The sequence below is a fragment of the Microbacterium testaceum genome, assembly GCF_029761935.1.
GTDB lineage: Bacteria > Actinomycetota > Actinomycetes > Actinomycetales > Microbacteriaceae > Microbacterium > Microbacterium testaceum_A.
Genome location: NZ_CP121699.1, coordinates 2,822,591 through 2,848,454, shown reverse-complemented (window position 1 = coordinate 2,848,454; position 25,864 = coordinate 2,822,591). Strand labels below are relative to the sequence as shown.

General features: G+C 70.2%; 26 protein-coding genes. 8 read left to right on the top strand and 18 right to left on the bottom strand.

Going from position 1 to position 25,864, the window contains the following annotated elements:
• Positions 1-110 precede the first annotated feature (110 nt).
• Complete coding sequence (locus QBE02_RS13595) at positions 111-2,999, top strand: MMPL family transporter (RefSeq protein WP_279366198.1); 2,889 nt, start codon at positions 111-113, stop codon at positions 2,997-2,999.
• Positions 2,996-5,038 (top strand): YhgE/Pip domain-containing protein, encoded by a 2,043-nt coding sequence (locus QBE02_RS13590; RefSeq protein WP_279366197.1) that lies wholly within the window; start codon positions 2,996-2,998, stop codon positions 5,036-5,038. The genes QBE02_RS13595 and QBE02_RS13590 overlap by 4 nt, the downstream gene beginning before the upstream one ends.
• A 411-nt stretch (positions 5,039-5,449) precedes the next feature.
• Here the strand turns inward: QBE02_RS13590 and ccsB are convergent, their stop codons facing one another.
• The 7 genes from ccsB to QBE02_RS13555 all read right to left on the bottom strand — a co-directional run bounded on the left by ccsB (position 5,450) and on the right by QBE02_RS13555 (position 11,457).
• On the bottom strand, positions 5,450-6,460 hold the full coding sequence (ccsB, locus tag QBE02_RS13585) for a c-type cytochrome biogenesis protein CcsB (protein ID WP_144785988.1): 1,011 nt from the start codon (positions 6,458-6,460) through the stop codon (positions 5,450-5,452).
• Positions 6,461-6,464: 4 nt separating this feature from the next.
• On the bottom strand, positions 6,465-8,180 hold the full coding sequence (gene resB, locus QBE02_RS13580; RefSeq protein ID WP_279366196.1) for a cytochrome c biogenesis protein ResB: 1,716 nt from the start codon (positions 8,178-8,180) through the stop codon (positions 6,465-6,467).
• Positions 8,161-8,910 (bottom strand): cytochrome c biogenesis CcdA family protein, encoded by a 750-nt coding sequence (locus tag QBE02_RS13575; protein WP_279366195.1) that lies wholly within the window; start codon positions 8,908-8,910, stop codon positions 8,161-8,163. Before QBE02_RS13575 ends, resB begins: the two co-directional genes overlap by 20 nt.
• Positions 8,907-9,512, bottom strand: a complete 606-nt coding sequence (locus QBE02_RS13570; protein ID WP_279366194.1) for a TlpA family protein disulfide reductase — start codon at positions 9,510-9,512, stop codon at positions 8,907-8,909. The genes QBE02_RS13575 and QBE02_RS13570 overlap by 4 nt, the downstream gene beginning before the upstream one ends.
• Positions 9,512-10,156: a histidine phosphatase family protein gene (locus QBE02_RS13565; protein WP_279366193.1), complete on the bottom strand. Its 645-nt coding sequence runs from the start codon at positions 10,154-10,156 to the stop codon at positions 9,512-9,514. The genes QBE02_RS13570 and QBE02_RS13565 overlap by 1 nt, the downstream gene beginning before the upstream one ends.
• Positions 10,157-10,241: 85 nt before the next feature.
• On the bottom strand, positions 10,242-10,967 hold the full coding sequence (locus QBE02_RS13560) for a DedA family protein (RefSeq protein ID WP_186316696.1): 726 nt from the start codon (positions 10,965-10,967) through the stop codon (positions 10,242-10,244).
• Positions 10,968-11,067: 100 nt separating this feature from the next.
• Positions 11,068-11,457: a DUF6264 family protein gene (locus QBE02_RS13555; RefSeq protein WP_268104712.1), complete on the bottom strand. Its 390-nt coding sequence runs from the start codon at positions 11,455-11,457 to the stop codon at positions 11,068-11,070.
• 59 nt (positions 11,458-11,516) lie between these two features.
• Between QBE02_RS13555 and aspS the strand changes: the two genes are divergently transcribed.
• Positions 11,517-12,854, top strand: a complete 1,338-nt coding sequence (gene aspS / locus QBE02_RS13550; RefSeq protein WP_056224215.1) for an aspartate--tRNA(Asn) ligase — start codon at positions 11,517-11,519, stop codon at positions 12,852-12,854.
• A 75-nt stretch (positions 12,855-12,929) separates the two neighbouring features.
• On the top strand, positions 12,930-13,994 hold the full coding sequence (locus QBE02_RS13545) for an ABC transporter ATP-binding protein (RefSeq protein WP_279366192.1): 1,065 nt from the start codon (positions 12,930-12,932) through the stop codon (positions 13,992-13,994).
• Between the two features lie 39 nt (positions 13,995-14,033).
• Here QBE02_RS13545 and QBE02_RS13540 read toward each other — a convergent pair whose 3' ends face one another.
• From QBE02_RS13540 to QBE02_RS13505, 8 genes are all read right to left on the bottom strand, one after another.
• A complete protein-coding gene (locus QBE02_RS13540) occupies positions 14,034-16,028 on the bottom strand; it encodes a hypothetical protein (protein ID WP_279366191.1) in 1,995 nt (664 codons plus the stop codon).
• Positions 16,025-17,797, bottom strand: coding sequence for a S53 family peptidase (locus tag QBE02_RS13535; protein WP_279366190.1), 1,773 nt, complete (start codon positions 17,795-17,797; stop codon positions 16,025-16,027). Before QBE02_RS13535 ends, QBE02_RS13540 begins: the two co-directional genes overlap by 4 nt.
• A gap of 108 nt (positions 17,798-17,905) precedes the next feature.
• Positions 17,906-18,208: a Dabb family protein gene (locus QBE02_RS13530; RefSeq protein ID WP_279366189.1), complete on the bottom strand. Its 303-nt coding sequence runs from the start codon at positions 18,206-18,208 to the stop codon at positions 17,906-17,908.
• Positions 18,205-18,483 (bottom strand): glutaredoxin family protein, encoded by a 279-nt coding sequence (locus tag QBE02_RS13525; RefSeq protein WP_081349772.1) that lies wholly within the window; start codon positions 18,481-18,483, stop codon positions 18,205-18,207. Before QBE02_RS13525 ends, QBE02_RS13530 begins: the two co-directional genes overlap by 4 nt.
• Before the next feature lie 65 nt (positions 18,484-18,548).
• Positions 18,549-18,842, bottom strand: a complete 294-nt coding sequence (locus QBE02_RS13520) for a rhodanese-like domain-containing protein (protein WP_268104719.1) — start codon at positions 18,840-18,842, stop codon at positions 18,549-18,551.
• Positions 18,843-18,950: 108 nt separating this feature from the next.
• Positions 18,951-19,049, bottom strand: coding sequence for a 30S ribosomal protein bS22 (locus tag QBE02_RS13515; RefSeq protein ID WP_003792170.1), 99 nt, complete (start codon positions 19,047-19,049; stop codon positions 18,951-18,953).
• 82 nt (positions 19,050-19,131) lie between these two features.
• Positions 19,132-19,323 carry a helix-turn-helix domain-containing protein gene (locus QBE02_RS13510; protein ID WP_279366188.1) on the bottom strand — a complete coding sequence of 64 codons (192 nt, stop codon included), beginning with the start codon at positions 19,321-19,323 and terminating at the stop codon, positions 19,132-19,134.
• Positions 19,324-19,463: 140 nt separating this feature from the next.
• Complete coding sequence (locus QBE02_RS13505) at positions 19,464-19,859, bottom strand: ArsR/SmtB family transcription factor (protein WP_268104721.1); 396 nt, start codon at positions 19,857-19,859, stop codon at positions 19,464-19,466.
• Positions 19,860-19,927: 68 nt separating this feature from the next.
• On the opposite strand from QBE02_RS13505, the gene QBE02_RS13500 reads away from it, so the two are divergent.
• A complete protein-coding gene (locus QBE02_RS13500; protein WP_056224007.1) occupies positions 19,928-21,370 on the top strand; it encodes a TrkH family potassium uptake protein in 1,443 nt (480 codons plus the stop codon).
• Entirely contained in the window at positions 21,363-22,034 is a 672-nt protein-coding gene (locus QBE02_RS13495; RefSeq protein ID WP_056224009.1) for a potassium channel family protein, read from the top strand. The genes QBE02_RS13500 and QBE02_RS13495 overlap by 8 nt, the downstream gene beginning before the upstream one ends.
• Before the next feature lie 9 nt (positions 22,035-22,043).
• Here the strand turns inward: QBE02_RS13495 and QBE02_RS13490 are convergent, their stop codons facing one another.
• Both QBE02_RS13490 and proC read right to left on the bottom strand, forming a co-directional pair.
• Positions 22,044-22,331 (bottom strand): DUF1905 domain-containing protein, encoded by a 288-nt coding sequence (locus tag QBE02_RS13490; protein ID WP_279366187.1) that lies wholly within the window; start codon positions 22,329-22,331, stop codon positions 22,044-22,046.
• A 2-nt stretch (positions 22,332-22,333) separates the two neighbouring features.
• Positions 22,334-23,179, bottom strand: coding sequence for a pyrroline-5-carboxylate reductase (gene proC / locus QBE02_RS13485; RefSeq protein ID WP_279366186.1), 846 nt, complete (start codon positions 23,177-23,179; stop codon positions 22,334-22,336).
• A gap of 123 nt (positions 23,180-23,302) precedes the next feature.
• On the opposite strand from proC, the gene QBE02_RS13480 reads away from it, so the two are divergent.
• On the top strand, positions 23,303-24,415 hold the full coding sequence (locus tag QBE02_RS13480) for an alpha/beta fold hydrolase (RefSeq protein ID WP_279366185.1): 1,113 nt from the start codon (positions 23,303-23,305) through the stop codon (positions 24,413-24,415).
• A 30-nt stretch (positions 24,416-24,445) separates the two neighbouring features.
• Positions 24,446-25,375 (top strand): LLM class F420-dependent oxidoreductase, encoded by a 930-nt coding sequence (locus QBE02_RS13475; RefSeq protein WP_279366184.1) that lies wholly within the window; start codon positions 24,446-24,448, stop codon positions 25,373-25,375.
• Between the two features lie 4 nt (positions 25,376-25,379).
• Here QBE02_RS13475 and tadA read toward each other — a convergent pair whose 3' ends face one another.
• Positions 25,380-25,811 (bottom strand): tRNA adenosine(34) deaminase TadA, encoded by a 432-nt coding sequence (gene tadA / locus QBE02_RS13470; RefSeq protein WP_279367897.1) that lies wholly within the window; start codon positions 25,809-25,811, stop codon positions 25,380-25,382.
• Between the last annotated feature and the right edge of the window lie 53 nt (positions 25,812-25,864).

Genomic DNA, 25,864 nt, shown 5'->3' with positions numbered 1-25,864 from the left:
CTCCTGTTCTGGGTGGACGTCCAGCTTCGGTCGCACCCTCGAGGTCTACGATACATTGATGTATCCGATACGGTGATGTATCGACTCGTTCACCGATCGTGGGAGCAGCCGTGTCGACATTCCTCTACACCCTGGGTCGCTGGTCGTTCCGCCACCCCTGGCGCGTTCTGACCGGCTGGCTCCTCATCCTCGTGATCGCCGGCGGCGGAGTCGCGGTGTTCGCGAAGGGGACGGACAACACCTTCTCGATCCCGGGCACCGAGTCGCAGGCCGGCCTCGAGATGCTCGGGCGTACCTTCCCCCAGGTGAGTGGAGCGAGCGCCGAGATCATCGTCGTCTCCGCGGACGGGTCGAGCGTTCGGGACCAGAGCTACCAGGACGCCATCCAGAAGACGACCGGCGACATCGGCACGCTCGACTTCGTCGAGGCCGTCACCGACCCCTACGACACCCGCGTGTCCGGCGGCATCTCCGACGACGGGCGCGCGGCGATCGTGCGCATCCAGTTCGCCGGAGAGTCGACGGCGGTGCCCGCCGACACCAAGGACGCCCTCCGCGACGCCACCACGGCGCTCAGCACCGCCCTGCCCTCCGGATCCCAGGCGATCCTGGGCGGACAGCTCTTCGCCACCGAGATCCCCGGCGCCTCGCTCACCGAGGCGCTCGGCGTCCTCATCGCCGCGCTCGTGCTCATGGTGACGTTCCGTTCGTTCCTCGTGGCCGGGATGCCGCTGGCCACCGCGATCCTCGGCGTCGCCCTCTCGATCGGGCTCATCTTCATCGCGACGGGCTTCGCGACCGTGTCGTCGACCACTCCCCTGCTGGCGGTGATGCTGGGGCTGGCGGTCGGCATCGACTACGCCCTCTTCATCGTGTCGCGACATCAAGACCAGACGCGCGCGGGAATGGACCCCGAAGAATCGACCGCCCGCGCTGTCGGTACCGCCGGATCCGCGGTCGTGTTCGCCGGCATCACGGTGCTCATCGCCCTCATCGGCCTGAGCTTCGCCGGCATCCCGTTCCTGACGACCATGGGCATCGCCGCTTCCGTCGCCGTGGCGATCGCGGTCTGCGTGGGGCTCACGCTCACCCCGGCGTTCCTGGGATTCGCGGGGCACCGCGTCGTCGGCTGGGGATACAAGAAGCAGAAGAAGCGCTCCCGCACGGCCACCGCCGAAGACGACGCCGCGGCCGCCGAAGAGGCCGCCGCCGAAAGCGTGCGCCGAGCCTCCACCGCGGCCGTCCGCGCCCAGCGCAACGGGCCCGCCAAGCGCTGGGTCGGCCTGGTCACCCGGCATCCAGTGGTCACCTCCGTCGCCGTGATCGGCCTGCTGGGGGTAACCGCGATTCCGGCCGCGTCCCTCGCGCTCACCCTTCCGAACGCCGGGCAACTCCCCCCGGGCGACGAGGCGCGCGTCGCCTACGAGCTGACCGACGAGTACTTCGGCCCCGGCGCCAACGGTCCCCTCATCATGACGGGCACGATCGTCACCTCGAACGACCCGCTGAACCTCATGACGGGCATCGGCGACGAGATCGCGAAGATCCCGGGGGTCGCGAAGGTCGCCCTCGCGACGCCGAACGCCACCGCCGACACCGGCATCGTGCAGATCGTGCCCGAGACCGCGCCCGACGACCCGCGCACCGCTGACCTCGTGCGCGAGCTCCGCGCGGCCGAGCCGCGCCTCTACGACCAGTTCGGCGTGCACCTGCTCGTCACCGGCTACACCGCCGTCACGATCGACATCTCCGACCAGCTCGGCGCCGCCCTGCTGCCGTTCGGCCTGTTCGTCGTGGGCCTCTCGCTCGTGTTGCTGATGATCGTGTTCCGCTCGATCTGGGTGCCGCTGACCGCCGCCGGCGGGTACCTGCTGTCGGTCGCGGCCTCGTTCGGCGTCGTCGCCGCGGTGTTCGAGTGGGGCTGGTTCGCCGACGCCCTGCACGTGGCCAAGGTCGGCCCCATCATCAGCTTCATGCCCATCGTCGTGATGGGCGTGCTCTTCGGCCTCGCCATGGACTACCAGGTGTTCCTCGTCTCGCGCATGCGCGAAGACTTCGTGCACGCCGAACGCGAGGGCCGCACGCCCCGCGAGGTGGCGCTCGGCGCCGTCCGCAGCGGCTTCTCGGCATCCGCCCGCGTGGTCGTCGCCGCCGCCGTCATCATGTTCGCGGTCTTCGTCGCGTTCGTTCCCGAGGGCGACTCGAGCCTCAAACCCATCGCGCTGGGCCTGGCCGTCGGCGTCGCGGTCGACGCGTTCCTCGTGCGCATGACCCTGGTGCCCGCGATCCTCGCGCTGCTGGGAGCGAAGGCCTGGTGGATGCCGCGCTGGCTCGACCGGATCCTGCCCAAGCTCGACGTCGAGGGCGAGGCCGTCGAACGCGAGGTGCGCCTCGCCGACTGGCCGACCGAGTCCGGGATCGCGATCGCCGCCGACGATCTGCGCACGGTGGGAGCCTCGGATGCCGAGGAGCCCGTGTTCTCTGGGGTGTCACTGCGCCTCGGGTACGGGCGGACGCTGCTCGTGACCGGCGAGACCCGCACGACGCGCACCCTGCTGCTGGCCCTGTCGGGCCGCCTGTCGCAGATCGAGGGGCGCCTGCGCGTGGACGGGCTGCTCGTCCCCGAGCGCGCCGGAGCGGTGCGCGCCCGTGTCGGCGTCGCCCTCCTCGACGATCCTGCCGAGGCCGCGGCCGACGTCGCCCGCGCCGCATCGCGCGGCACCCGGATCGTGTTCGTGTCGGACATCGAACGCCTCGACGACGACACCAGCGACGACGTGGCCCAGGTCCTCCGCCGGGCCGCCACCGAGGCGCGCGAGCACAGCGATGACGACTCGTCGCCGTTCACGCTGATCGTGTCCGCCCGCGACGAACGCCGCGCGCTGGCCCTGCTGGCCGACGCTCAGCGTCCGGACGTGGCATCCCTCTCGCTGCCGACCCCGCGCCGGCATCGCCCCGAACCCGAAACCTTCGCCGATCTTTCCGAGGTGTTCGCATGACTCTCCCCGTCGAGCGCTCCCGCTCGCGCCGCCCCGTCACCTGGCTCACGCTCATCGGCGTCCTCCTGCTCCCGGCGGTGATCGGCGGCATCCTGGTCGGTGCGCTCTACAAGCCCACCGATCGACTCGAGAACATCACCGCCGCGATCGTGAACGACGACAAGGCCGTAGAGCTCAACGGCCAGCTCGTCCCCCTCGGGCGACAGCTCACCGGCGGTCTCGTGAAAGGCGCCGACGACCAGCCGAGCAACATCGACTGGGTCATCTCCAACGACGAGGACGCTGCCGCCGGCCTCGAGGACGGCACCTACACCGCGGTCGTGACGATCCCCGAGAACTTCACCGCAGCCTCGCTCTCGACCCGACCGGGCGAGACTCCCGAGAAGGCGACGATCGGTGTGCAGACGGCACCCAACGCCCGCGTCGTCGACGGCGCGATCACCGGGGCACTGGCATCCACCGCCTCTCAGGTCTACGGCAGCACCCTGTCCTCGCAGTACCTCAAGAACGTCTTCCTCGGTTTCACCACCCTGAGCGACCAGCTCGGCAGCGCCGCGAGCGGGGCTCACCAGCTCGCCGACGGGGCATCGCAGGCGTCCACCGGAGCGGCCGGGCTGCGCGACGGCCTCGGGCAGCTCTCGTCCGGAGCCTCGGCCCTGGCCGACGGCGCGTCGAAGCTCGCCGCCGGTGCCGGCCCGCTCGCCAGCGGTGCCGACCAACTCTCGAGCGGCGCGGGAGCGCTCGCCGGCGGAACCCGCTCGGCGGCGGCCGGCGTCACGGAGCTCGCCGACGGCAACGCCCGATTGGCGAAGCAGATCAACGCGCTCGCCGCGCAGATCCCGCCGAACTTCGCCCAGGACGCGCAACAGCTGTCGGACGCGGCACCGCAGATCAACACCGCACTGACCGACGCTGCAGCCGCCCTGCAGAAAGCGGCTGACGAGTGCACGGGCACGCCCGAGCAGTGCGCCGCTCTGCGCACGGCATCCGACAACGCCAACGCGGCCCTGCCGAAGGCGAAAGAGACCGTGACGCAGATCGGCGGCCTCTCGGCCGAGGCCACCAAGCTGCCGGCGGGGGTCAGCGCCATCGCCGAGGCGAACCAGAAGCTCGCCGACGGGGGGTACGCCGCGGCGAAGGGCATCGCCACCATCGCCGGCGGCATGGACGGCATCGCCGGCGGAGCCACGAAGCTCGCCGACGGCGCGCGGCAGTTCGGCACGGGCGCCTCGGCTCTCGCCTCGGGCGCTGAGCAGGTGGCATCCGGAGCCTCCGACGCCAAGACCGGAGCCGGCAAGCTCGCGGACGGCGTCAGCCAGGTCGCGACCGGCACGACATCTCTCGCGGATGGCCTGGACACCGCGGTGTCGAAGCTCCCCACCTACACCGATGCCCAGGCCACGAACCTCGCCGACGTCGTCGCAGACCCCGTCTCTGCGACGGGCGGCAGCGAGTCGCTGTTCGGCGGCGCCGCGGTCCCGCTGCTGGCCATGGCGGTGCTGTGGTTCGGGGCCCTCGCCTCGTTCGTCGTGTTCCAGGCCGTGTCGGCCCGCTCCCTGACCAGCCGCCGCTCCTCGGGCCTCGTCGCCCTGCGCGGCTTCGCCCCGGCGGCGATCGTCGGCGCGGTGCAGGGACTGCTGGTCGCGAGCGTGGTGCAGGTGGCATCCGACTACGCCTGGGGCGACTGGGCCGTGTTCGCGATGATCTGCCTTCTCGCCGGGGTCGCCTTCGCCGCCGTGAACCAGGCGCTCGTCGCGCTCCTCGGGGGCGCCGGACGATGGGTCTCCGCGATCATCGGGGCCTTCGCGCTGGCGACGAGCATCGTCTCGACGGTGCCGCCGGTCCTCGCGGCCTTCGCATCGCTGCTTCCGACCTCGCCCGCCTATACGGCGATGCTCGGCGCCCTGTCTGCGGCCGGCGGAGTGGGTGCGGGCGCCGCGGGACTCGTGGTCTGGGCGGTGCTGTCGATCCTCGTGACGACCCTGGTCGTGGTGCGTCGCCGGACCGTCTCGGCCCGCGCCGCGGCGATCGCGGCCTGAGTCCCGCGCGCGGGCGCGGGGCCGCGCGGCGGCCTTCGCGCCCGTCCGCTCCCGCCCGCCCGAGCCCGGTCGCGCACGTCCACGTCCTGTGTCGGGGAACAGCAGCACGCCGGTCCGTGACGCCCCGGGCACAACGGCGGGTCGATCGGCCGACACGCTGAGAGAACCGTCCCGCGGGCCGGTGCGTCGAGATACGCCCCGCCGTAGCGCACGTCCCACCCCGCAACCACTCCGCGCGCACGACGTATCCGCCCGCGCCCGACGGCGCCTCCTCGACATCGAGCACCGAAGCCCACGCCCCGCGGCGACCCCCACGACGCCGGTCCCCCGCCGCCCGCGCCCCGGCATTCCCCTCCAACAGGAAAGGGCCCGCCCGGCTCACGCCGAACGGCCCCTCCTCTGCGGCCTCTGTCAGGTGGTCAAGCCGCTGTAGGCGTGCAGACCCTTGAAGAAGACGTTGACGATCGTGAAGTTGAACAGCACCGCGGTGAAGCCGATGATCGACAGCCACGCCGAGCGGGTGCCGCGCCAGCCGCGGGTCGCGCGGGCGTGGATGTACCCGGCGTAGAGCACCCAGATGACGAAGGTCCAGACTTCCTTGGTGTCGAAGCCCCAGAAGCGGCCCCACGCGTCGTTCGCCCAGATGGAACCGGCGATGAGGGTGAAGGTCCAGAAGATGAACCCGACGATCGCGAAGCGGTAGGCGAGCGACTCGAGCGCGTCGGCGTTCGGAACCGTGCGGAGGAAGCTCCGCGTGGTCGCGGCGTCCGCGGGAGCCTCGGCGAGCTTGCGCTCGCGGCGCGTCTGGATGAGTTGAACGACCGACAACCCGAAGGCCAGAGCGAACAAGGCCGTCGCCAGGCTCGCGACGAACACGTGCACGACCAGCCACACCGACTTCAGCGGGTCGGCGAGCGGCACGACCTCGACGTGGAAGGCCAACGTGGCCCCGCCGAGCAGCAGCACGGCCAGACCGGTCATCAGCGAGCCGAGGAAGCGCAGGTCGAAACGCGTCAGCACGACGAGGTAGACCGCGATGATCAGCAGCAGACCGGTCAGCGCGAACTCGTACATGTTCGACCAGGGCACGCGCCCCGCGGCGACACCGCGCAGGACCGTGGCGACCAGGTGGAACACGAAGCCCAGCGCGGTGAGCACCGTTCCGAGGCGGGCCCAGAGGTAACGCGGCTTGGCGGAAGCGGTTCCGGATGCCGACGACCCCGCGGATCCGCCGATCACTCCCCCGCCGCCCGCGGTGACGAGCTCGCGCGCGACGACCTCGTCTTTCGCCTTCAGGGCGAGGTCGGAGCGTCGCGCGAGGTCGATGGCGTAGGCGAAGAACGCCAGCACGTAGATGGCGACCGCCGTCCACACCAGGAGGAGGGAGATCTCGTCGAGGAGAAGCGGGTCGGTTCCGGGCATGGTGTCAGTCTACTTTTCCGGTGTCGGGGTGGCTCTGGGTGGGAAGGGTCGCGCTGTGCTTGACGACGAGCTGGTCGACGGCCGCCGCGAGGGTCGGATCCTCGCCTCGGGCGAGGCCGGCGTACTCGATCTCGACGGCGCCGGTCCGCGGCGTCGCCTTGACCCACATGCGGCGACGGGGGACGAAGAGCGCGGCGAGCAGACCGAACAGGGCGAGCAGGGCGAAGCCCAGCACCCAGGGGCCGGCGAGGTCGCGGTGGATCGACAGCGAGGCGAAACGCTTGACGGATTGCTCGTACCCGACGGCACCGGCCGGAGCCTCGTTCTCGAAGGTGATCGTGCCGAGACCGTTCGGCAGGTTCTCGGTCTGACCGGGCATCAACTGCAGAGCCGGGGTGCCGCTGTCTCCGCCGGCGATCTGGGTCATGCCCGAGGGATCGAGCGTGTACACCGAGCGCGGGGTTCCGTCATCGATGCCGAGGTCGCCCTCGTACACGCGAAGGGTGAGCGTGGGGTACTCGAGAGCGCCGTAGGTGGAGGTGAGGGCGCCCGAGTCGAGCACGTCCATCGTCGGGTAGAAGAAGCCGAGGAGCCCGAGCTGTTGCGGCAGCCCGTCGGCGACCTTGATGACGCCGAGCGAGGTCATGTTGGCATCCTGCGGCAGGAAGGCGACCGAGTCGTGGAACACCTCGTTGCCCTGGGCATCGCGGATCGTCACGGTCGGGGCGTATCCGTTGCCGAGAAGGTAGACGCGGTCGCCCTGGACGTCGAGGGGGTGGTTCACCCGCACCTCGCCGTCCTGCGGGTCGGCGCCCGGGGCCTGGGTGGTCACGTGCGCGACGAAGTTGCCGGCCTGCCCCGAGCCGGGTTGTCCCGGCGGCACGTACGTGACGTCGAAGGTGTCGAGGGTCATCGAGTACGGCGTGAGGGTGTCGCCGCCCACGAAGCGGCCGGGGTTGAACGACGAGTAGTCGAGCAGGCTGTTGCTGAAGGCCTGTCCTTCGACGAGGACCCGCTGGCCGGTGTAGGTGAAGCCGCCACCGACGCCGACGGCGATCAGCACGCCGACGAGCGCCCCGTGGAAGAGCAGGTTGCCGGTCTCGCGGAGGTAGCCGCGCTCCGCCGAGACCGAGAAGGCGCCCCGCGAGTCGTAGCGCGCGACGCGGTAACCGCTCTTACGCAGGTGGGCGGCAGCGCTCTCGACGGCCGCGGCGGCCACGGCATCCGCATCGCCGTCCACCTCGATGGTGCGGGTGCGGTGGTCGTCCAGCCGCGACAGCCGGGCGGGCGTGCGCGGGGGCTGCGAGCGCAGGGCCTTCCAGTGGTGCTTGGTCCGCGGGAGGACGCACCCGATGAGCGAGATGAACAGCAGGAGGTAGATGGCCGAGAACCACGGCGAGCTGTAGACGTCGAACAGGCTGAGCTTGTCGAGGACCGGCGCGAGGTCGGGGTTGTCGGTGAAGTACTGCGTGACGCCGTTGGGGTCGGCGGTGCGCTGGGGCACGAGCGAGCCGGGGACGGCGGCGATCGCGAGGAGCAGCAGGAGCACCAGCGCGGTGCGCATGCTGGTCAGCTGCCGCCAGCCCCATCGCAACCAGCCGACCACCCCGAGGCGCGGCTGCGTGATGTCGTCCGCCGTGGAGTCGGCGTGGTCGGAGGGGCGCAGCGGGTCGGTCACGGTGTTACCTCGGTCGGAACGATCAGAGCGGGAGCTGGACATTGCCGATCACCCCCTGCAGGGTCGACATCCACTGGCCCCAGAATCCGGTCACCATCAGCAGGCCGAGCACGATCAGAAGCGCTCCGCCGATGAGGTTCACGACGCGGATGTGCGTGCGCACGAACGCGACGGACTTGGTCGCCCACCCGAAGCCGAGGGCGAGGAGCAGGAACGGGATGCCGAGACCCAGCGAGTACGCCAGGCCGAGGAGCGCGGCGCGGCCCGGGTCGCCCAGGTTGTAGGACACCGAGATGATCGCGGTCAGTGTGGGGCCGATGCACGGCGTCCACCCGATGCCGAGGGCGATACCCAGCAGCGGGGCCCCGATGAGGCCGAGGTTGCCCCGCGACTGCATCCGCACCGAACGCTGAGCGAGACCGAAGAGACCGATGAAGACCAGTCCCATGATGATGATGACGACGCCCATGACGCGGGTGATGAGGTCGGCGTACTCGATGAAGAAACGGCCGAGCGCTCCTCCGAGGACGTTGATCGCCATGAACACGAGGGTGAACCCGGCGATGAACAACAGGGTCCCGCCGAGCAGGCGGCCCTTGCCGGAGGCGGATGCCGAACCCCCGCGCGGCGCCACGGCACCGCTGATGTAGCCGAGGTACCCCGGCACGAGCGGAAGCACGCACGGCGACAGGAACGAGATGAGGCCGGCGGCCAGGGCGATGGGAACGGCGATCCACAGCGCCCCGTCGAAGACGAGGGCGCCCGGGTTCACGCGTTCTCCGCGACCAGCGTGCGCACGATCGACTCGAGGATCGACGACTCGGGCAGCTCACCGACGATGCGAGCGGCGACGCGCCCCTGCTTGTCGAGCACGAGGGTCGTGGGGGTCGCGTTCAACGGCGTCGCACCGGTGAAGGCGAGCTTGAGCTGGGCGTCCCCGACCGCCATGGCGCTGGAGTACGACACCCCGTGGTCGCGCGCGAACGACAGGGCCGTGGCCGGCTGGTCGTACGTGTTGATGCCCAGGAAGGCCACGTCCTGACCCTGGAAGCTCTGGTAGGCCTGCTCGAGGCGCGGGGCCTCGATGATGCACGGGCCGCACGTGGCGTACCAGAAGTTCACGACGAGGACCTTGCCCGCGAAGTCGGCGCTCGACACCGGGGAGCCGTTGTCGAGGGTGCCCGCGAAGTCGACGGGCTCCTTGCGGTTCTCGGGGGCGATCTCGTCGGTCTGGAACCCGTTGGCGGCGATGTAGCCCTTGTTGTCGCCGGCCCGGTACTGGTCGGCGAGGGGGTCGGCGGTGCAGGCCGACAGCCCGGCGACCAAGGTCGCCGCGGCGAGGATCGAGCCCGCGGCGGTGAGGATTCTGCGCATCAGACGGCTCCTACATCGACGGCTCCGGCGGTGCTCGCCGGCTCGGCGTACGCCACCTCGACCCAGCGCGTCGAGCCGTCGGCGCCGTCTCGCCGTTCGAAGCTCGTCACGCTCGACAGCGCGCAACGGCGCTTGCGGGGGTCGTGGCGGGTGGGTTGCTGGGACAGGGCGAGGTGAGTCACCCAGATGGGGAGTTGGTGCGAGACGACGACCACGTCGCCCGAGGGGACGCGGTCCCAGGCATCGGTCATCGCGGCCGTCATGCGGGCGACGATCCGCTCGTAGGGCTCGCCCCAGCTCGGAACGGCCGGCCGACTCAGGTGGCGCCAGTTGAGCGGGTTCGCCAGGGCATGCTTCATGCGCCGCCCCTCGAAGACGTTGGTCGGCTCGATGACGCGGTCGTCGATGAACGGATCGGCGCCGAACATCTCCACGAACGGCTCCGCCGATTCGCGCGTGCGCTGCAGGGGCGAGACCACGAGGGCCGAGACCGGACGGTCGAGACCCTTCACGTGCTCGGCCGCCTGACGCGCCATGCGGCGACCGTCGACGCTCAGGCCGAATCCGGGGAGCCGACCGTAGAGCACGCGACGGGGGTTGTGGACCTCTCCGTGGCGCACGAGATGAAGGCGGTCGGCGGGCACGACGCCAGTCTACGGGCGGGTTCTGTGGTCTGACTGAGTCCGGATGCCGGTTGCCTCGACGTGGAGATAACCGACCGAGCGACGCTCAGGCGTCGTGCTGAGCGGCGGGAGCGTCGTCGCGATCGCCGGCGCGCTTGGAGGCGAGCAGCGAGCGGACACGCGAGTACAGGAACCATGCGAGCCCGATCGCGACCGCGGCGATGACCACGTACTGCAGGATCGACGCGTACTCCTCGACGATGTGCCAGTTCTCGCCCAGCAGGAAACCCGAGAGCACGAAGATCGTGTTCCAGATGAGGCTTCCCGCTCCGGTGAGCAGACCGAAGCGCCACATCGGCATCTTCGACACCCCCGCGGGGATCGAGATGAGACTGCGGAAGATGGGGATCATCCGCCCGAAGAACACGGCCTTGCCGCCGTGGCGCTCGAACCACGCCACCGTCCGGTCGACGTCTTCGGGGTGCAGCAGCGGCATCTTCGCGGCGAACGAGCGCAGCCGCGCCGCTCCGAGCCAGCGGCCGAGACCGTAGAGCATGAAAGCGCCGACGACCGAGCCGATCGTCGTCCACAGCAGCGCCTCGAACAGCGTGAAGGAGCCGCGACTGGCGGTGAGCCCGGCCATCGGCAGAACGACCTCGCTGGGAAGCGGGGGGAAGAGGTTCTCGAGGGCGATCGCGACACCGGCCCCGATGGGCCCGATGATCTCCATGAGCGAGACGGTCCAGTCCGCGAGCGACGTCAGCCAGGACTGCCCCTCCCCGGAGCCGGAGGTCGACCGCAACGGGGCGAGAGAGAGGGTGGTGTCGGTCATCGGGTGCCTTCGCGCTCGGTGATCGGCCGCCCGGTGCGGACGCCCGCTCTCAGGGTAGGTTGCGAACCCTCGCCCTAGCTGGGGGTTGCCCCCGAGCGGATCAGGATGCCGAGACCCCCGCGCCGACGAGCGCGGCCGCGACGAACCACACGGCGGCGATCGTCACGACGGTCACGAGCGGAACCCAGAAGGCGAGGCGGTGACGAACGAGTCGCATGATGGAGATGACGACACCGATGATCAGCACGACCCAGGGTGAGACGACCGCGGTCCAGAAGCCGATGTTCATCAGTCCCGTGTCGCAGGTGACCGACCCGCACGCGTCCGCGGCGTAGACGAGGAGCACTCCGGCGTAGGACGCGGCGAGCGCCAGCAGGGGGAGCAGGACGAGCAGCACGATCGTGAGGGCGACATCCCATCCGCGGGTCCTGCGCGCCGTCGGTTCCGGCCGCAGTGTCCGGAACGACTCGGGCGGCATCGAGAAGGTCACGCCCCCATCGTAGGTTCGCGCCCGGTTCGGTGCGGACCACGCACGTAGACTGGTCGATCGTGAGCGAACGCGTCCTGGTCAACCAGCTGAAGTCCCTGCCCGCCGGCCCCGTTGAGGTGTCGGGATGGGTCGAAACCGTGCGCGACCAGAAGAAGGTGCAGTTCGTCGTCCTCCGCGACGAGACCGGCGCCGTTCAGCTCGTGAACCCGGCGACCCGCCCCTCCGAAGAGACGGAGCAGGATGCCGCCGCCCTCGCCCTCACCGAGACGATCGGCGCCCTCGCGACGGGCACGTTCCTCACCGTGCGCGGCGAGCTCAAGCACGACGAGCGTGTGAAGCTCGGCGGGGTCGAGATCAAGGTCGGCGAGCTCGAGATCGCGGCCGCGGCCAACCCCGAGACCCCCATCGCCGCCGACAGCAGCCCCGACAAGCGCATGGACTGGCGCTTCATCGACCTTCGCCAGCGTCGTAACAATCTCATCTTCCGCGTGCAGACCACGCTCGAGCACGCCATGCGCACCTACTGGGTCGAGCGCGACTACATCGAGGTGCACTCCCCGAAGCTCATGGCATCCCCCTCGGAGTCCAACGCGGAGCTGTTCGAGGTGCCCTACTTCGAGGACAAGACGGCCTACCTCGCGCAGAGCCCGCAGTTCTTCAAGCAGATGGCCCAGGTCGCCGGCTTCGGCAAGATCTTCGAGATCGCCCCGGCCTTCCGCGCCGACCCCTCCTTCACCAGCCGTCACGCCACCGAGTTCACTTCGATCGACGCCGAGATCAGCTGGATCGATTCGCACGAAGACGTGGCGCGCATGCAGGAGGAGCTGCTGCACACCGCGTTCCAGGCGGTCGCCGACAAGCACGGCGACGAGATCCGCGAGCTCTTCGGCGTCGAGGTCGAGGTGCCCGCGATTCCCTTCCCGCGCATTCCGCTCGCCGAGGCCCGCGAGATCGTCGCCGCCCGCGGGTATGACATCCCCCGTACCGACGGCGACCTCGACCCCGAGGGCGAGCGTCAGATCGCCGCGCACGTGCGCGAGACCTTCGGCCACCCCTTCGTCTTCATCACGGACTACCACCCCGAGATCCGCGCTTTCTACCACATGCGCGACGAAGAGACCGGGCTCACCAAGTCGTACGACCTGCTCTTCAACGGCGTCGAGATCACCACGGGCGCACAGCGCGAGCACCGCGTGGACGTGCTGATCGAACAGGCCAAAGAGAAGGGTCTCGACCCCGAGCACCTCGACTTCTACCTCGACTTCTTCCGCTTCGGCGCTCCGCCGCACGGCGGGTTCGGCATGGGGCTCGCGCGCATCCTGATGCTGATGCTCGGCGAGTCGTCGATCCGCGAGGTCACGTTCCTCTTCCGCGGTCCCACCCGTCTCGCCCCGTAAAAGGTTCGAGTGAGCGACGCCCGGGGTTCACCCCCCGGGCGTTCGTGCGTCATGCGTCCTTCCTACCGTGGGCGAATGGTCGCCGTCATCCCCGTGGATCCCCCACCCGCCGGGGAGCGACCGCGCGCGGGCTGGTCCATCGCCCTCCACGACGTCACGCGCGAGCGCGCCGGGGTGCCGATCCTCCGCGACATCGATCTCGAGGTGGCTCCGGGCACCCTCGTCGCCCTCGTCGGTCCGTCGGGCTGCGGAGCGTCGACCCTGCTGCGCGTGGTGAGCGGTTCGGAACGACCGGATGCCGGCACCGTCCTCGTCGAAGGACGCTCGGGCGCCGCGGCACCCCGCATTCCGGAGGTCCGCGACCGCACCCCTGTGGCGCGGTTCGGACGCGTCCGGGCGGCGATCGTCGCGGCCTCGCGGCACGCCGGCGACGTCGACCCCGACGGCGAGGCCGATCGACTGCTGGACCTCGTGGGACTCGGCACCGCGGACAAGAGCGTGCACCGGCTGTCGCACGGCGACCGGCAACGGTGGGCTCTCGCTCGCGCGCTCGCCTCTCACCCGCGGGCCCTCGTGCTCGACGACGCCCTCGCGGCCCTTCACACGACGGCCCGCGCCGAGACGCGAGACCGACTCGTCCGGAAGCTCCGCGAGCGCGGCGTCACGACGCTCTGGGCGACGCGCGACACCGCCGAGGCCGCGGCGGTCGCCGATCACCTCGTCGTCATGGATCAGGGTCGCATCGTCGCCGCGGGCCGCCCGGACGAGGTGTACTCCCGGATTGCGGACACCGCCGTCGCCGAGGTCCTCGGACCGGTGAGCGCCGTACCCGGAATCGTCGAGGGCCTCACCGTCGAGGTGTGGGGTCAGGAGCTCCCGCTCGCGGAGTCCGCGCACGACGGTCACTGCGAGGTCGTCGTGCGCCCCGAGAACGTCCTCCTCGTCGGACCCGACTCCCCCGGCGTCGACGGAGTGGTCGAGGAGTCGACCTTCCTCGGCAGCGTCCGCCGCTCGACGGTGCTCACGAGCGACGGCAGTCGCGTCGTCGTCGAGCATGCGCCCGGGCAGCGTCTCGGCGACCGTGACCCCGTGCGTCTCGCTCTCGCGATCGTGCCGGCCGCGGTTCGCCCGATTCACTGAGTGGGCAGGGGCTCCGGGACGCACCCGGAGCCCCTCCCTTCACTCGCGCCGTGTGCGACGGCGTCGGGTGAAGACGATCAGGACGGCACCGCCGACCGCCGCGAACAGACCCGCGCCGATCAGCCCGGGGAGCGCCGACACATCCGCGCCGGTTCTCGCCAGAGGACCAGACGTCGATGCTGCGCCCCCGCCGGCGACGCGCACGTCGTCCCTGCCGATCGGACCGGGGGAGAGCTGTTCCGAAGACGAGCCCCCCGACGGCTGCGGCTGCGGGGCGGGCGACGTGCCGCCTCCCGGATCCGGCGACTGCTGCGGAGCGTCGGCCGTGACGACGCCGACCCGCACGAACGCGCCGAGGCCGCGACGGTCATCAACCTCGAGGGCGACGGCGGTCTCCGCCTGCCCGTCGACCGATTGCGTGTTCAGCGTGATCACCGCCGTGCGCCCCGCGACGGCGAAGCGGGTTCCGGCCGCCACCGCCCCCGCCGGAACCGCCTGCCCGGCCACTGTTCCACCCCCGGTGGTCAGCGTCGTCCCGACCGACGTGACCTCGAGGCGCACGCTTCGCAGCGACACCTCCATCGCCGTTCCGGGATAGAGGACGAGGTCGTCCACTCCGACCGAGGCCGCCGCATCGGAGCTGGCGGTCGCGACGCCGCGGACGGAGATCTGCCCGGCGTACCCGTCGGTCACCGTCTGCGCGTCGGCGCCGCCGGATGCGACGTGCGCGATCTTCGTCTCCCCGGGCGCCGCGACGAAAGCCGGGGCGATCGCCGAGGGACCGGTGGCGTCGACCGCGAAGGCGTATCGCGCGGGCAGCGGCGGCGCGGTGGTCTTCGTCGGCTCGGGCGTAGGGGTGGATCCACCCGCCGAGGCAGACCACCGCACGACCCCGAGGCTGACCGCGGGGTATGCCCCGGTGAGGTCTTCGTAGCGCAGCGCGGTGATCACCACGCTGCCGTCGCTCTGCGCGACGCGCTCGTTCAGGTGCACGCGCACGCGCGGTGCGCCCGCGGCATCCACGCCCGTGTAGAGGTCGGTTCCCGTGTTGATCCAGATGCCGTTGACGAAGACCGCGGATCCGGTGTCGGCGAAGGTCACGCGTGATGAGCCGTCGGCGTCCACGGTGAGACGCAGGCCGTAGACACGCAGGGCCGACCACATGTACTCGCCCACCGACGAGGTGTCCGGCACCTGACGGAACGATCCCACCGAGACCGCGCTCGATCCGTCCGCCGAATGCGCGGCGGACACATCCGAGCCCGTCGACGCGGGAGCGGTTCCGCTCACCGTCTGCGCGGAGACCGACCCCTCGGCCTCCAGGTGCGGGGCTCCCGGGATGAGGGCAGCACCGCTCGGCGACGTGACGGTGACTCCCGAGACCAGGGCGGGCGACGCCGGAACCGTCGGAGCACAGGCGACGACGCCGAGACGTACACGCCAGATCTCGGACCAGCCCGCTTCCGCCTCGATCCGCAGGGCCGTCACCTGGGCGCGACCGCGGTCGACGGCGCGCTCCCCCACGATGAGTCGCGTCGAGCCCCACGTGTCTGAGGTGGGTAAAGCGACGGTGTACCCTGCCGAGAGCTTCGCCGCGTTCAGGACGTTCTTGCCGTCGACGGTCAGGGTGTCGAACGTCACCGACGTGCTTCCATCCGTCCCGCAGCTGGCGCGGAGCCCGGTGAAGGCGATCGGGACGCGATCACGCAGCTGAAACAGTCCGCTCTCGATCGTCGCCTGCGCGCCGTCGGAAGCTGCTCGGGCGGTCAGACCCGTTGAACGGGTGGTGTTGAGCTTGAGCACATCGCCGGTCTGAGCGAGAGAGTCCTCGACCGTGGCTCCCCTTGTCCATTCGCTCAGGGGGGCGGGCTGCTGGAGCTCGCCGCCGTCGGCATCGAGCATCTGGATGCCGGAGGCCGAGGTCGAGGGGATCGTCGCTGCCGCGTTCGCGGGGACGGCCCCGGCGACGACGGCGGCCGTCACGACCGCGCCGGCGACGAGGGCGACGAATCGGGTAAGAGGACGCGAGATCACTGGTCTGCTCCGAATCGGTCGAGGAAGTCTGCGCCGTTCGGGATGCCGACGCCGGTCACCGGGTCCCACCCGGTGGCCGATTGGAGGGACTGCGGACGCGTATCCCACAGGTAGAGGGTCTCGAGCCAGAGCTGACCGGTGCCCTTGTCGCGGCGGTACCAGGTACCGGCGGACGCGGGCACGATGTCACGGATCGCGCTCGAGCCGGACAGCCGGTAGAAGAAGGGCGCGGCGAGGCCGACTCTCACCCCCGTGCGCGCCTTCGCGATGGCCACCATGCTCGCGACCATCGGCGTGGCCAGGCTCGTCCCCCCGTGAGCTTCGTACGACACCGCCCCGTCGCGCGGAACGGCCACGGTGAAGCCCGTGTTGGGGTCGGCCAGCGACGCGACGTCGGGGACGAGACGCCCCGATCCGGAGTGGGCGATGCGGTCGCTCTGCCAGCTGGGGCGCGGGTAGAAGGCCGACTCTCCGCCCCCGGCCCCGTAGAGGAAGCCCGGCGGGATGATGCCCCCGTTCTGCGCGAAGCGGGTCTGCACCTCCCATCCGGACTCGACGGCGATGCCGTTGTCGGCGTCGAGGCCGATGCTGGCTCCGCCCACCGCGGTGGCGTACGGGCTTGAGGCCGGGGTCGCCACGTCGGTCTCGTCGTGGTGGTCGCCGGCGAGGGAGTAATCGCCGTCGTTGCCGCTCGAGGCGAATACCGACACGCCCCGGGACGCGGCTTCGACGAGGACGCGATTCAGGAGAGTGCGGTCGGCGTCGGTGTCGAGCTCCTCCGGGCCGCCGAACGACAGTGACACCACACTCGGGGTGGTGGGGGCTTCGACCGCGTCGAGGACGCGCAGATAGAGCGTCGCTGCGAGGCAGTCATCGGCACCCCAGTAGACGATGTCGGCGTCCGGCGCCATCGCGCGCACCGCCTGCACGTCGAGGTGCTGCTCGACGGTCCATGCCGATGGGCCCCCGCACCGGGTGACGTTCGGATTCGCGGGCGCATGGTGGGTGTACTGGCCGTCGCGCAGCGTCGACAGGCCTTCCCGGGCGAAATACGTGTCGGTGTTGGCGGCGACCGTATCGTCGTCGAAGACTCCGACGATCGCCACCGTCGCGCCTGCGCCGCGTGCGTCGGCGGGGAGTCGGTGAACGGCCCGGAGCTGCGTGGGCCCGTACCCGCACAGCGCGTTGGAGCGATGCTCGACCTGAACCGACGAGGGCCATGACGACGAGAGCGTCTGCCCCCAGTACGCGGCGCAGTCGTCGCTTCGCACGGGCGCGGGGTCCACGCTGGGGTTCATGGCATCGGTGTCGACGAGGCCGGCGACGGACTCGATGGCGCTTCCCTCGCGGGGGACGGACAGATCGCGGGTGGGAGCGACGGCCGCGCGCCCGTCCACGGTCGTCTGACCGAACGCGGTGTCGAACGCCGACGCGAACGCCGATGCCGACCCGGTCACCGAGAGCGCGCGGATGCTCTCGCGGTCGCTGACGACATCGATCCCGACGGCCTGGAGCCACGAGCGCGCCGCGCTCGCCTCCGCGGGGGTTGCCGAGTCGGCGAGGAGGACGGTGGCCGACAGTCGTGCATCGAGGGCGACCTCGGGGGCGGCTGATGCCCATCCGGGAGCAGTGGCGGCGAGGGTTCGTCGCCCGTCGGTGGGGCCGGCCGGCGCTGCGGGCGGGGCGCTGCAGGCGGTGGAGAGGGTTGCCGCTGCGATCAACAGGGCGGCCAGGGAAGTCGTCTGTCGACGACGGAGGCGTGCGGGCATGGACAGCTTTCTCGGTCGGGGGCTCAGGTGAACCGATCGAGAGCTTATCGATAATGAGAACCGTTATCACAAACGGGTGACAAAAAGCGGCTCGGGAGCCCATGCGACTCAGAACGGGTAGTCGACCGAAGAGCGCTCCGCCACGACGGAGCGGACGAACGCCGCGACCTCCTGGTGAGCGGGGTGCACCTGGTAACGCTCGAGCGCATCGACGTCGGCGAACTCGCTGACCAGAGCGACGTCCCAGTTCGACTGCGGGTTGACGATGTTGCGCCCCACCTCGATGTGCTGGATGTCGTCGATCACGGGAGCGAGGGCGAGCAGGCGCTCGGCGATCTGCTCGGCATGCAGGGCACGCGTGTCGGCGTCGTCAGCCGACAGCTTCCACAGAACGATGTGACGGATGCTCATGCGGAGGCTCCTTGGGTGTCTGCCGCGAGGAGAGCGGCGCGAAGTCGGTCGGCGGAAACGCGCCAATGGGCGTGCAGTTCGCCGTCGATGAGGACGACCGGGATCTTCTCCCACCACTTCTCGTAGAGGGCGGCGTCGTCGGCGATCGAGGCCTGTTCGATGGTGACCCGGTCAGCGGCGCCCTCGGGGAGCTCGGCGACGACGGTCTCGACGATCTGCTCCGCCACGTCGCAGAGGTGGCAGTCGGGCTTACCGATCAGCGTGAGGGTCGTCACACTCCTCATCCTAGGAGGCGGGGCAACGACGGTCGCGGCGTGCGCCGCGTGTGTCCGCGGACCGATCAGGACTCGACGTCGTATCCCGCGGCGATCCAATCGCCCGTGCCGCCCTCGACGTTCGTGGCGTCGTGGCCGCGCGCCGAGAGCGCCTCGACGACCCGCGCCGAGCGCCCGCCGGCCTGGCAGATGACGTCGAAGGGCTCACCCGGGAGCTCGTCGAGGTGCTCGCCGATCGTCGACATCGGCAGGTTCACCGCGCCGGGAACGTGCCCTGCGGCGAACTCGTGCTCCTCGCGCACGTCGATCAGGGGGCGCTCGCGCCCCGCGTGCAGATCGTGGACCGAGATGGACTGCATGCTTTCCTCCGAGGAAGGCGGACGATACGGTTCGGCGGCGCGAGATCGTCGCGCCGGATACACGAAGCGCCCGTCACGATTCGGACAGGCGCTCGGTGTGGTGGCCGCTTACTTCTTGTTGCGGCGCTGGTGACGAGTCTTGCGAAGCAGCTTGCGGTGCTTCTTCTTCGCCATGCGCTTACGGCGCTTCTTGATGACAGAACCCACGGAAAACCTCACTAAGTCGGGGTCTGGGTGCCGATTTCGGCCCCCGGGAACAGCAGGCGTTGGAAAAAAGCCTCGGATCAGTCTAGCCGACGTCGGACACCGGTCGTTGCACGGCTTCGGCGACCGCCGATTCCGGCACCCGGTAACTGCGTCCGAAGCGCACCGCCGGCAATTCTCCCGCGTGCACGAGACGGTAGACCGTCATTTTCGACACGCGCATGAACTCTGCGACCTCAGCGACCGTCAAGAACCGCACGTCCGGCAGCTCGGCCATCGCTCACCCCTCGTTCCGGGTGAACTCACCCTCCTGATGCTGTGCACACTCTAGGGTCTGGCCGGGACGGCTGTAAACCTATGTGCCCACTGTGACGAATGTGATTCATGGATGCCGGAAATGCGCGGCATCCGTCGTCGTCATCGCCCCGGGAGCTTGCGGAACGCGGTCGAGAAGGAGTGCTTCACCGATGCGGCGGCGCGCCCCACCACCTCGGCGGCGTGCATCGCGGATTCGGGGAGCGCGGGCTCGGTGTCGTCGTCGATCGAGAAGAACGGCACGAGCCAGTCGTCGACCTCGTCGAGGGGCGCGACCGCGAGGCTGTAGTAGCGGTGCTGGCCCTCTTCACGGACCGAGACGAGCTCCGCCTCGCGCAGCACCTTGAGGTGCTTGGAGACGGTGGGTTGACTCACCCCGAGTGCCGCGACGATCTGCGACACGCTCGTTCCGCGTTCGCCACCGGTCGCCCGGTCGAGGAGCAGCTGAAGGATGTCGCGACGCGTTCCGTCAGCGATCACGTCGAAGATGTCCGCCATGGCATCAGATTAGCGGCGCCCCGGCCCGAGTACCATGATTCGGGTTCGGGCACCGAAGGGAGCGGCGCATGGCGGCGACGCCGAACGAGGCTCGACTGGCCGTGCGACTGCGTCGCATCGCCTACGAGGCATGGGATCGTCTGCGCAACCTGACGACCGCCTCACCCGCGCGATTCGCGGTGCTCGTGTTCGTCACGCTCATCGCGCTGTTCACCGCGCTGTTTTCGCTGCCCGCGGCGTCTGCGACGGGCGAACGCATCGCCTTCGCCGACGCTCTGTTCACCGCGGTGTCCACGATCTGCGTGACGGGCCTGTCGACGCTGAACATGTACTCCGACTTCTCGCCCCTGGGGCGCGTCATCACCTACATCGGCGTCAACGTCGGCGCCCTGGGTGTTTTGACCCTCGCCTCGATCCTCGGCCTGGTCATCTCGAAACGCCTCGGGCTGCGCGCGAAGCTGATCGCCGCGGGCGACAGCAACCCCCTGCGGGTCCACGGCGGGCCGGTGAACGAGGGCCAGACCGTCCGGCTCGGCGAGGTCGGCCAGCTGCTGCGGACGGTGGCCCTGTCCACCCTGGTCATCGAGGCGGGCTTGACCGTCCTCATCTACCCCTCGCTCATCATCGGCGGGATCAATCCGCTCGTGGCCCTGTGGGAGGCGCCGTACTACGCGGCGATGGCGTTCACGAATACCGGCTTCGTCCCCAACGCCGACGGCCTCACGCCGTTCGCGCAGGACTACTACCTGCTCACCGTGCTGATGGCCGGGGTCTTCCTCGGCTCGATCGGATTCCCGGTCATCTTCACGCTGTGGCGCCACTATTGGCGGTTCCGCCTGTGGTCGCTGCACGCGAAGCTCACGATCATCACCACGGTCGTGCTGTTCTTCGCCGGTGCCGGCGTCATTCTGCTGTTGGAATACGACAACCCCCTCACATTCGGCAGCATGGATGCGTGGGACACCACGTTCCAGGCCTTCTTCCTCTCGGCGATGACACGGTCGGGCGGATTCAGCGTCATCAACATCGGCGATCTCAACGGCGCCACCCTCATCGTCGGTTCGATGCTCATGTTCGTCGGCGGCGGTTCGGCCTCCACCGCGGGCGGCATCAAGGTCACGACGCTGGCGGTGCTCGCCCTCGCCGTGTTCTCGGAGGCGAAGGGGCGCCCGTCGGTGCAGGCGTTCGGCCGCCGCATCCCGAGCGACGTGCAGCGCGTCGCGCTCTCCGTCGTCGCGTGGGGGGCCACGATCGTCGCGATCTCGACCGTGACCATCAGCCGGATCACCGATGCTCCGATCGAACACGTGCTCTTCGACGTCGTCTCGGCCTTCGCCACGGTGGGCCTGTCGACGGGGCTCACCGCCGAGCTTCCCGAAGCCGCCAAGTACGTCATGGCCGCCACGATGTTCATGGGGCGCATTGGTACAGTGACACTCGCTGCAGCAGTGGCTGCGTCCTCCCGGTCGCAGCTGTACGCGCTCCCCGTGGAAAGGCCCATCGTTGGTTGAACGCATCCGCAGTGACGCCCCCGTCCTGGTGATCGGCCTGGGGCGCTTCGGCGCCGCGTGCGCGGGTGAACTGGACCGCCTCGACCGCGAGGTGCTCGCCGTCGACGGCAACCTCGAGCTCGTCCAGAAGTGGTCGGAGCGCGTCACGCACGCCGTGCAGGCCGACGCCCGTAACATCGACGCCCTCCGCCAGATCGGCGCCCAGGATTTCCAGGTCGCCGTCGTCGCGGTCGGCTCGCTCATCGAGGCGTCGGTTCTCATCACGGCCAACCTCGTCGACCTCAAGGTGCCGCAGATCTGGGCGAAGGCCGTGTCGCAGTCGCACGGCAAGATCCTCGCCCGCGTCGGTGCGAACCACGTGATCTACCCCGAAGCCGAAGCCGGAGAACGCGTCGCCCACCTCGTGAGCGGCCGCATGCTCGACTTCATCCGCTTCGACGACGACTTCGTCCTGGCCAAGATGTACCCGCCCAAGCTCGTTCGCGGGGTGGGCCTGAACGAGTCGGGCGTCCGCTCGAAGTACAACGTCACGGTGGTCGGGGTGAAGAGCCCGGGCCGTCCGTTCCGTTACGCGGAGGCGAACACGGTCGTCACCAACCACGACCTCATCATCGTTTCGGGCACGAACTCCGACATCGAACGCTTCGCGTCGCTCGACCGCTAGCCGACGCGTTCAGACGTCGATGTCCAGGGTCAGCTCGACCTCGTCGTCGACACCGAGGCCCTCGGCATCCTGCAGTGCTTTCTTCACCGGCACCACGTACCCGCCGTCCTTCGGCCAGAGCGAGGTGGTCACGGTGGTGCGGCCGATCGTGACGGATGCGGGGATCATCCCCCACCCGTAGGTGACGACCGTGGCGACCTCGGCGATCATCGCCGCCTCCGCCGCGGGCACCGAGACGAAATGGAACGGCGCGGGGCCGCGCCAGTACCAGATCGTCCCGGTGAACCGCAGGCGCATGGTCAGTTGCCCGCGGCCAGTTCTTTCGCCCGGGCGAGGGCTGCTTCGGCGGCGGTGGTGAAGGTATCGTCGAGACGAGCGCCCTGCAGGACGGCGACGGCGCGCTCGGTGGTGCCCTTCGGGCTGGTCACACGGCGGCGGAGCTCGGCGGGATCCACCTCTGCGGATGCCATGAGCGCGGTCGCCCCGATGAAGGTCTGCTCCGCGAGCAGACGCGCCTGATCGTCGTCGAACCCCATCCGCACGGCGGCCTTGGTGAACTCCTCGACGAGCAGGAAGACGTAGGCGGGACCGGAGCCCGAGATGGTCGAGAGGGCGTCGATCTGCGATTCGGGGACTTCGAGCACCGAACCCACGGTCTCGAAGAGGGCTCGGACCACCGCGACGTCGTCGGCGGACGCCGCGGACCCGGCGGCGAGACCCGTCACGCCCCGGCCGACGAGCGAGGGGGTGTTCGGCATCGAGCGCAGGGTGGAGACGCCCTCGCCGAGGTGAGCAGCGAACGTGTCGAGGGTGACTCCCGCCGCCAGGCTCACCACGATCGCGCCGGGTCGCAGGTGCGGGGCGATCTCGTCGAGCAGGTCGGGCACCATCGCGGGCTTCACGCCCACCAGCACGATGTCGGCGGCGGACGCGGCGTCGGTGTTGCCCGCGGGATTGACCTCGAGCGCGACACTGGTCACCCCGTCGAGCTCGGCGAGCTCGGCCGCTTTGGCGACGGAGCGGTTGGTGGCCGTCACCCCGCCCTCGGTCAGGCCCGCGGCGACGAGGCCGCGGAGGATCGCTCCTCCCATGGAACCGGCTCCGAGGATCGCGATCGGGGGCAGCGAGGTCGTGGCATCTGTCATAGGCCACAGTTTACGAACCCGTCGCCGATGGCGGGGGCAAGCCTGAGTGCGACCGATAGGGGCGCGCGTTAGAGTCGGAAAACGGTGTGCCGGAGCACCGGCGAGCGACACGGAGGACTAGCGATGACTCTCTTCGACGGCATCACCGCGCGCCTGGTCGAGACCGACCGGCTGGGTGTGAACGTGCTCGAGCGCGTCGGTGACGACCCCTCCACCTCCCCCGAGCACACGGTGGTCTTCGTGCACGGCAACGTCGCCTCCTCGCTGTTCTGGCAGGAGATCATGCAGGACCTGCCGAGCGAGCTGCGGGTGATCGCGGTCGACCTGCGCGGCTTCGGTCGTACCGAGCACAGCCCGATCGATGCCACGCGCGGCGTCCGCGATTTCAGCGACGACCTGCACGCGACGCTCGAGGCCCTCGGCATCTCCACCGCCCACCTCGTCGGCTGGTCGATGGGCGGAGCCGTCGTGCTGCAGTACGCGCTCGATCACCCCGTCCTGTCACTGACCCTGCAGTCGCCGATCTCGCCGTACGGGTTCGGCGGCACGCGTCGCGACGGCTCCCGTCTGAGCGACGAAGACGCGGGCGCGGGCGCGGGCGCGGCGAACCCCGACTTCATCCAGCGTCTCATCGACCACGACACCACCGACGGGGCCCCCACCTCTCCCCGCTCCGTGTTCCGCAGCAGCTACGTCGCCGACGGCTATCGGAGCGAGCACGAGGACGTGTGGGTCGAAGCGATGCTGTCGACGTCCACGGCCACCGGCAACTACCCGGGCGACTCGGTCACCACCTCGACCTGGCCGGGCTTCGCCCCCGGGACGACGGGAGTGCTGAACGCCCTCGCGCCGAAGTACCTCGACGTCTCGGGCATCGTGGACCTCGCCGCGAAGCCGCCGATCCTGTGGATCTACGGCACCGCCGATGCGATCGTCTCGGACACCTCGTTCTCGGACGTCAACCACCTCGGCGCGCTCGGCGTGGTCCCCGACTGGCCCGGCGTCGATGTCGCGCCCGCGCAGCCGATGGTCTCGCAGACGCGCGATGTGCTCTCGTCCTATGCGGAGAAGGGCGGCGAGGTCGCCGAGGTGCCCGTCGAGGGCGCCGGACACTCCGTGCACCTCGAACGCCCCGCGGTGTTCCGTCAGGCTCTGCTGACCCACATCGGCTACGTCGGTCGCCCCGCCGACCCGGCACCCCCGACCGAGGCGATCATCCTGCGCTCGGCCGACTGACCCATCCCCGACCCGCCCCCGGAGGTCCCCGTGGAGTACTGCCTGTTCACCGAGCCCCAGCAGGGCTTCTCCTACGACGACCAGCTCGCTTTCGCGCGCTCCGCCGAAGAGCACGGTCTCGACGGGTTCTTCCGGTCCGACCACTACCTGCGCATGGGCGAGGGAGATGCGCGCCCCGGCCCCACCGACGCGTGGACGACGCTCGCCGGCCTCGCCCGCGAGACCTCGCGGATCCGCCTAGGCACCCTCGTGTCGTCCGTGACCTACCGGGTCCCGGCGATCCTCGCGATCCAGGTCGCCCAGGTCGACGCGATGTCGGGCGGCCGCGTCGAGCTGGGGCTCGGAACGGGGTGGTTCGAGCGCGAGCACCGCGCCTACGGCATCCCGTTCCCGCCCCAGCGCTTCGATCTGCTCGAAGAGCAGCTCCAGGTCGTGACGGGTCTCTGGTCGACCCCGGATGCCGACACCTTCACGTTCCACGGCGAGCACTACGACCTCGACGAGGCGCCGGCGCTCCCGAAACCGGTGCAATCCCCGGTTCCGGTGATCGTGGGCGGGGGCGGCCCGAAGCGCACCCCCGCACTGGCCGCGAGGTACGCCACCGAGTTCAACATCGGGTTCGTCTCGGAGGACGTCGTGGCCGAGAAGTTCGCCGTCGTGCGCGCCGCGTGCGAGGCGATCGGCCGCGACCCGGGCACGCTGAAGCTCTCGGTGGCGCTTCCGACCGTCGTCGGGGCGGACGACGCCGAGATCGACCGCCGCCTCGACGCGATCGGGCGCACCCGCGACCAGTTCGACGACGGGGCGAACATCGTCGGCACTCCCGCACAGGTCGCCGAGAAGGTCGAGCGGCTTCGCGCACTCGGAGCCGAACGGGTCTACTTCCAGCTGATGGACCTCCGCGACGTCGATCACGCCGACCAGATCGGCGCGGAGGTGCTTCCGCTCCTCCCCCGCTGAGTCGTCAGCGGCGGCCCTCGAAGAACGCGCGCAGCCGGTTCGAGGCCCCTTCCTCCTCGACCCCGCCGACGACCTCGACGCGATGCGGAAGCCGCCGGTCGCGCAGGACGTCGTACAGGGAGCCGGCGGCTCCGGCCTTGGCATCCCACGATCCGAAGACGACCCGCTCGATGCGCGCCTGGAGGATCGCACCGGCGCACATGACGCACGGCTCGAGGGTGACGACCAGGGTGCACTCGGCCAAGTGCCACGTGCCCAGGCGACGGGCGGCTTCGCGCAGGGCGACGACCTCGGCGTGAGCCGTCGGGTCCCCCGTGACCTCGCGCAAGTTGCGGCCTTCGCCGATGACCTCGCCCGCGGCATCCACGACCACTGCGCCCACCGGGACGTCGCCGTCGGCCGCCGCGGCATCGGCGAGGGCGAGGGCGCGCCGCATCGCGGTGAGGTCGCGGGCGGTGGGCGTCACGGGATCTCCGGTGAAAGACGGGC

Excerpts from the sequence above, each read along its gene's own strand:
- QBE02_RS13480 (WP_279366185.1), top strand. The coding sequence starts at position 23,303 with ATGACTCTCTTCGACGGCATCACCGCGCGCCTGGTCGAGACCGACCGG.
- ccsB (WP_144785988.1), bottom strand. The coding sequence starts at position 6,460 with ATGCCCGGAACCGACCCGCTTCTCCTCGACGAGATCTCCCTCCTCCTG.
- QBE02_RS13505 (WP_268104721.1), bottom strand. The coding sequence starts at position 19,859 with ATGGCGGACATCTTCGACGTGATCGCTGACGGAACGCGTCGCGACATC.
- tadA (WP_279367897.1), bottom strand. The coding sequence starts at position 25,811 with ATGCGGCGCGCCCTCGCCCTCGCCGATGCCGCGGCGGCCGACGGCGAC.
- QBE02_RS13520 (WP_268104719.1), bottom strand. The coding sequence starts at position 18,842 with ATGCAGTCCATCTCGGTCCACGATCTGCACGCGGGGCGCGAGCGCCCC.
- resB (WP_279366196.1), bottom strand. The coding sequence starts at position 8,180 with ATGTCCAGCTCCCGCTCTGATCGTTCCGACCGAGGTAACACCGTGACC.
- QBE02_RS13490 (WP_279366187.1), bottom strand. The coding sequence starts at position 22,331 with ATGCGCCTGCGGTTCACCGGGACGATCTGGTACTGGCGCGGCCCCGCG.
- QBE02_RS13500 (WP_056224007.1), top strand. The coding sequence starts at position 19,928 with ATGGCGGCGACGCCGAACGAGGCTCGACTGGCCGTGCGACTGCGTCGC.
- proC (WP_279366186.1), bottom strand. The coding sequence starts at position 23,179 with ATGACAGATGCCACGACCTCGCTGCCCCCGATCGCGATCCTCGGAGCC.
- QBE02_RS13570 (WP_279366194.1), bottom strand. The coding sequence starts at position 9,512 with ATGCGCAGAATCCTCACCGCCGCGGGCTCGATCCTCGCCGCGGCGACC.
- QBE02_RS13530 (WP_279366189.1), bottom strand. The coding sequence starts at position 18,208 with ATGAGCATCCGTCACATCGTTCTGTGGAAGCTGTCGGCTGACGACGCC.
- QBE02_RS13535 (WP_279366190.1), bottom strand. The coding sequence starts at position 17,797 with ATGCCCGCACGCCTCCGTCGTCGACAGACGACTTCCCTGGCCGCCCTG.
- QBE02_RS13590 (WP_279366197.1), top strand. The coding sequence starts at position 2,996 with ATGACTCTCCCCGTCGAGCGCTCCCGCTCGCGCCGCCCCGTCACCTGG.
- QBE02_RS13510 (WP_279366188.1), bottom strand. The coding sequence starts at position 19,323 with ATGGCCGAGCTGCCGGACGTGCGGTTCTTGACGGTCGCTGAGGTCGCA.
- QBE02_RS13560 (WP_186316696.1), bottom strand. The coding sequence starts at position 10,967 with ATGACCGACACCACCCTCTCTCTCGCCCCGTTGCGGTCGACCTCCGGC.
- QBE02_RS13545 (WP_279366192.1), top strand. The coding sequence starts at position 12,930 with ATGGTCGCCGTCATCCCCGTGGATCCCCCACCCGCCGGGGAGCGACCG.